Annotated in this window: 3 protein-coding genes and 1 pseudogene; 2 read left to right on the forward strand and 2 right to left on the reverse strand. The window is 59.4% G+C overall.

Going from position 1 to position 5,930, the window contains the following annotated elements; translation table 11 throughout:
* Positions 1–2,037: pseudogene (locus GSQ80_RS17200) on the forward strand (S53 family peptidase); the annotation flags it as partial.
* Between the two features lie 238 nt (positions 2,038–2,275).
* Here GSQ80_RS17200 and GSQ80_RS17205 read toward each other — a convergent pair.
* A complete protein-coding gene (locus tag GSQ80_RS17205) occupies positions 2,276–3,352 on the reverse strand; it encodes a zinc-dependent alcohol dehydrogenase (RefSeq protein ID WP_158788901.1) in 1,077 nt (358 codons plus the stop codon).
* A 220-nt stretch (positions 3,353–3,572) separates the two neighbouring features.
* Complete coding sequence (locus tag GSQ80_RS17210) at positions 3,573–5,123, reverse strand: aldehyde dehydrogenase family protein (RefSeq protein ID WP_158788902.1); 1,551 nt, start codon at positions 5,121–5,123, stop codon at positions 3,573–3,575.
* Positions 5,124–5,285: 162 nt separating this feature from the next.
* On the opposite strand from GSQ80_RS17210, the gene GSQ80_RS17215 reads away from it, so the two are divergent.
* A complete protein-coding gene (locus GSQ80_RS17215) occupies positions 5,286–5,906 on the forward strand; it encodes a HisA/HisF-related TIM barrel protein (protein ID WP_158788903.1) in 621 nt (206 codons plus the stop codon).
* The last annotated feature ends 24 nt before the right edge of the window (positions 5,907–5,930 follow it).

Raw genomic sequence — 5,930 nt, forward strand, 5'->3', positions numbered from 1 at the left:
GCCTATCAAGGACGGCAGCGACTCTCCGCAATGTCCGAGCCTTCTATTCCTGCAGCATTGGGTCCAGTCATTCAATCTGTTCATGGACTTACGCAGACGCAATATGATCCGCAGTCAAGATTCTCCGTGCACACATGGCCGACCGCTGGAATTAGACCGCAGGTGGACTTGGGGGATGGTTCGTATGCGGTATTACCGAACGATTTTTCGGTCATCTATGACATTGCCGGCGTCTACGCTGCAGGTAATGAGGGTGCGGCGGTCGGATCCAAAGCGCAGCATATTGCGATCATTGGGAAGTCCCGGGTTGTAGCGAGTGACATAGCGAGTTACGAAACCCTGGCTGGACTTCCGAATGTTCAGCCGAATGTGGTACTTGCAGGGAAGGATCCGGGGGTGGCGACGGGTTCCAACGTCGGATATGCGAGTGAAGCAACGCTTGATGTGGACCGGGTGATCGGTACCGCGCCGCGCGCGCAGGCCGATTTGGTTATCAGCGCTGATACGAGTACGGACGATGGTGTCGATATCGGGATCGCTTACAACATCGAAACACTTCGCGATCCAATCATGACCATCTCGTTCGGAAGCTGCGAGGCGGAAAACGGTTCGGCCGAGACGGAATATCTAAATTCCGAGTTTGAAACAGCCGCAAGTGAGGGAATATCTACGTTTGTCTCTGCGGACGATTCAGGCGTCGCTGGCTGCGATACGCCGTTTACGCCTGTTACTTTGGCGGAGACACCTCAGATCGCAAGCATCAATGCACTTTGCTCCAGCGGTTACGTTACTTGTGTTGGCGGAACGGAGTTTAATGATGAGGTAAATCCCTCACTCTATTGGGCTTCGAGTAATGCTAACGCTGGTCTTGCATCAGCGCTTTCTTACATACCCGAGGGCGCTTGGAACGAGTCTTCCGAGGTCAATAGTAGTGGCGCGATGGTGTACCAAGTTGCAGCTGGCGGAGGCGGGGTTAGCGCTTATATTGCTAAGCCTAGCTGGCAGAGCGGGTTAGGGGTGCCGGCGGATGGGTTCCGCGACGTCCCGGATGTGTCGTTCGCGGCGGCGGATCATGATGGCTATCTTGGCTGCTTCGCTGCTGGGGGTGGAAGCTGCGTTTCCAGTTCCGGCGGGACGCAAATTACTGTATTTAGTGGGACTTCCGCGGCTGCGCCGGGGATGGCGGGGATTGCGGCTCTCTTGAATACGAAGATGGGAGCTGCCCAGGGCAATCTGAACCCGATGCTGTATAGGTTGGCGGCTTCGACGCCCGCGGCGTTTCATGATGTAACTGTGGCAAGTTCAGGGGTTACAGGATGCTTGGCAGCGACGCCATCTATGTGTGACAACAGCACGCCGGGCGAGTCTAGCCTGACGGGTGGGCTGGCTGGGTACGTGGTAGGGGTGGGATACGACCAGGCTACGGGGTTGGGATCGCTGGATGTTGCTGATTTCATTGCGGCTGCGTCGGCAGGTGTAGGGAGTGGGCCTGCGGGGAGTTTCACTCTTTCGGCTAGTCCATCGACGCTTTTGGTGACGCCGGTGGCGAATACTACGACGACTAGCACGTGGTTGCTGACAGGGGCTTCGGTGAATGAGTTTGCCGGAACGGTTGGGTTAAGTTGTGCTGTGTCACCAGTTACAGTACAGCCGCCGACATGTGTCGTGTCGCCGGGGAGCTTGAATCTTGCGGCTGGGGGGACGGGGACGGCTACCATCTCGCTGACGTCGGCGGGACCGTATAGCAATTGCCTGACGAACACTGCGACGAACCGGACTGGCTTGGCTTTGGCGGGTTTTTTGTTGTTGCTGGTGCCGGTACGGCGGCGGCGTGTGCTGCGGGGTGCAGTGCTTATCTTGCTGATGGGATTGGGTTTGGGGATGATCGGTGGGTGTAGTGGTTCGTCGAATTCGGTTCCCTGTTCGAACGTAGTGAGGGCGGGAACTACGGCTGGGACTTACACGGTGATCGTGATGGGAACCAGCGGAGGTGTTTCGGTGACGGCTCCGGCTGCGATTACGGTGACCGTGAATTAAGTCGGTTTTGCTGGGATTTCTGTGAATTTGGTGCTTCAAATCGACTGCTTTAGGTGGGTTTCGTGTCGCAAATCGGGGTCTACAGCACGGTTTATCGGACGGTAAAAAGACAAGCTCGCTTTACATTTGACAAGGAAACTTGACAGGGTGACAAGCGAGCTTTACATGAGGCCGAAAAATGGGAAAGGCCCGGAGGTTTGTCCGGGCCTTTCGGTTGGTTGAGCTTTGGGGTTGAGACCTAGGCGTGGACGAGTTCCCGTTCGTGGGCGACGGCCGGCGTGGAGTGGGTGCCGGTGATGTCGAGGACGATGCGGCCGTCGATTTTGCCGGCGTGCATGCGGGCGAAGATGTCGTTGATGTTTTCGATCTTCTCTGCTGCTACGTGGGCGTGGACCATGCCTTCTCCGGCGAAGGAGAGTGCCTCGGCCAGATCCAGACGCGTGCCCACAATGGAGCCGCGAATGGTGAGAGCCTTGAGCACTACCTCAAAGATAGGTAGCGGGAATGAGCCGGGAGGCAGACCGTTGAGCGCGATGGTGGCGCGCGGGCGGGCCATGCCGATGGCTTGGGTAAACGCGGGGATGGAGGGCGCTGTTACGAGCACGGCGTTGGCTCCACCGATTTCCTTCTGGAAGAAGGCTGCTGGATCCTGCTTCTTGGCGTTGACGGTGAGCTTGGCGCCGAGCGAACGAGCGAGCTCGAGCTTCTCATCGGAGACATCGACTGCGGCAACGTGGAAGCCCATGGCCTTGGCGTATTGGACGGCCAGGTGACCGAGGCCGCCGATGCCGGAGATGACGACCCAGTCGCCGGGCTTGGCATTGGTGGACTTGAGGCCCTTGTAGACGGTGACGCCGGCGCACACGATCGGTGCGACTTCTACGAAGCCAACGTTCTTGGGAAGGTGAGCTACGTAGTTCGGATCGGCCACGGCGTAATCCGCATAGCCACCGTTCTTGGTGTAGCCACCGAACTCAGCCTTGGAGCAGCAGGCCTCTTGACCGGCGAGGCAGTCGACGCACTGGCCGCACGCGGAGTAGAGCCAGACGATGCCTACGCGATCGCCTTCCTTGACGGTCTTGACGTTCTTGCCGACGCCGGAGACGAAACCTACGCCTTCGTGGCCGGGGATGAAGGGGGGTGTGGGCTTGATGGGCCAGTCACCTTCTGCAGCGTGCAGGTCGGTATGACAGACGCCGCAGGCTTCCATCTTGATCTGGATCTCTTCGGGGCCCGGCTCCGGGATGGGCATCTCCTGGATGACGAGGGGCTTGCCGAATTCTCGAACGACTGCGGCTTTCATTGTCTTTGCCATTTTGAATTCCTTTCGTGATGCGTTGTGTTCGTTATGGGTCGCGCTTACAGCGCTTATCCTGGGTGGCCGACTGTACCGTGGGGCTTCGCCCCACGCTGGTATGGAGCGGGCCTTTGGCCGTTGGTTACGGCACGGATCGTGCGAGGGTTTATGGGTACCTGCGGACGCCGTAATCGACGTCCGCAGGCCTCCCTGTTGGTGTTTCCAGGGGTAGCGATTTCTAGAACAGGCCGAGGGCCTTGGGGCTGTAGCTCACAAGGAGGTTCTTGGTCTGGCGATAGTGATCGAGGATCATCTTGTGGGTCTCGCGGCCGAAACCCGACTCCTTGTAACCACCGAAGGCAGCGCCCGCGGGATACAGGTGGTAGCAGTTGGTCCAGACGCGACCGGCCTTGATGCCGCGGCCGAGACGATAAGCGTCCGTGCCGTTGCGGGACCAGACGCCCGAGCCGAGGCCGTAGGGGGTGTCGTTGGCGATTTCGAGCGCTTCTTCGATGGTCTTGAACTTGGTGACCGAGAGGACTGGTCCGAAGATCTCTTCCTGGAAGATGCGCATCTTGTTATGGCCGGAGAAGACGGTGGGTTGGATGTAGTAGCCATTGGCGAGATCACCTTCGAGGTGAAGCTGCTCGCCGCCGGTGAGGCATTTTGCGCCTTCCGCTTTACCGATTGCGATGTACTCGAGGATCTTGTCCTGCTGATCCTTCGAGGCCTGTGGGCCCATCTGGGTGGTGGGGTCGAGCGGATTGCCAACCTTGATCTTGGCTACACGAGCAACGGCACGTTTGACGAACTCGTCGAAGATGGACTCGTGCACGAGGGCACGCGAGGGGCAGGTGCAGACCTCGCCCTTGTTGAAGGCGAAGAGGGCAAAGCCTTCGATGGCCTTGTCGAGGAAGTCATCATCCTTGTCCATGACGTCGGCCATGAAGATGTTGGGGGACTTGCCGCCAAGCTCCAGGGTCTGCGGAATGATGGGCTCGGACGCATACTGCATGATGAGGCGGCCGGTCGTGGTTTCTCCGGTGAAGGAGATTTTGGCGATGCGGGGGTTGCCGGCGAGGGCTTTGCCGATCTCGCCGCCGGGGCCGGTGACTACGTTGATGACGCCAGCGGGCACGATGTCGGCGATGAGGCTGACGAGGGTCAGGAGGCTGAGCGGGGTGTTGGAGGCCGGCTTGATGACGGTGCAATTGCCTGCGGCGATTGCCGGGGCGATCTTCCATGCTGCCATCAATAAGGGGAAGTTCCAGGGGATGATCTGGCCGACCACGCCCATGGGTTCTTTGAAGTGGTAGGCGACGGTGTCCTTATCGATCTCGCCGGCAGTTCCCTCTTCGGCGCGGATGCAGGCGGCGAAGTAGCGGAAGTGATCGATGGCTAGCGGGACGTCGGCGTTGAGGGTCTCGCGGATGGGCTTGCCGTTGTCGAGGGTTTCGGCCTTGGCGAGGAGCTCGAGGTTCTCCTGCATGCGGTCGGCGATGGCGATGAGGACCGCGGCGCGTTCGGTGGAGGAGATGGCGGCCCAGGCGTCCTTGGCAGCGTGTGCGGCGTCGAGGGCAAGCTCTACGTCTTCTGCGGTGGACTTGGCGAACTCGGCGAGGTGGGCGCCGTTGATGGGGCTTTTGTCGATGAAGTACTTGCCCTTGATCGGGGCTACGAACTTGCCGCCGATGAAGTTGTCGTAACGGGCGCGAACGCCATGTTTGCGGATGGAGGCGACGGCCTCCTCGAAGAGTACGTCTTGGATTTCTAAGGTTGCGGTGGACATATTGTTACCTTCTCCAGTGAAGATGTGGATCTATCAGCAGAGCGAGTCTCGGCGCTGGAGATAACGGTTGGCTGTGATGTGTGTCACTTCAATTGGGGGGCGTTGGTGGGTGGGGAGTTAGGGGCGTGTGAAGGACGCGTGGTGATTTGAGAAGATAGAGGGATGTTGATTCCTTCGATTGATTTGATGGGTGGGCGGATTGTGCAGCTGGTGCGGGGGGAGACGCTGAAGCTGTCGTTTGATGACTTTGATTATTGGATTGAGCGGTTCGGGCGGTATCCGCTGGTGCAGCTGATTGACCTGGATGCGGCGATGCGGGTGGGAGAGAACTCGGCGCTGATTGAGATGATTTGTAAGCGGCTGCCTTGCCAGGTGGGGGGCGGGCTAAGGACTGCCGAGGATGGGCGGAGGTTGCTGGATGCTGGGGCGCGGCGGGTGATCTATGGATCGTCGCTGTTTGGGGCGGAGGCGGAGGGGTCAGAAGCCAAGCGACGGCATAAGGTGATTCGGCTGGAGTTTGCTGAGGGGTTGAAGCGGGCGCTGGGGGAGGAGGCGCTTTGCTTTTCTGTCGACACTAAGGGGGGGAAGGTGGCGGTAAGAGGATGGAAGGAGAGCGTCGAGCTGGGACCGGAGGAGGCTGTGACCTGGCTGGAGGATTACTGCTCGGCGTTCTTGTATACGCATGTCGATACTGAGGGGACCATGGCGGGGTTTCCTATGGATGTGGCTGCCATTTTGAGGGCTACTACTGGGCGGCAGTTGATTGTGGCGGGGGGGGGTTAGGGGGGGGGGGGGGGGGGGGGGGGG

Origin of the sequence: Granulicella sp. L46, assembly GCF_009765785.1 — a bacterium.
Classification (GTDB): Bacteria; Acidobacteriota; Terriglobia; order Terriglobales; family Acidobacteriaceae; genus Granulicella.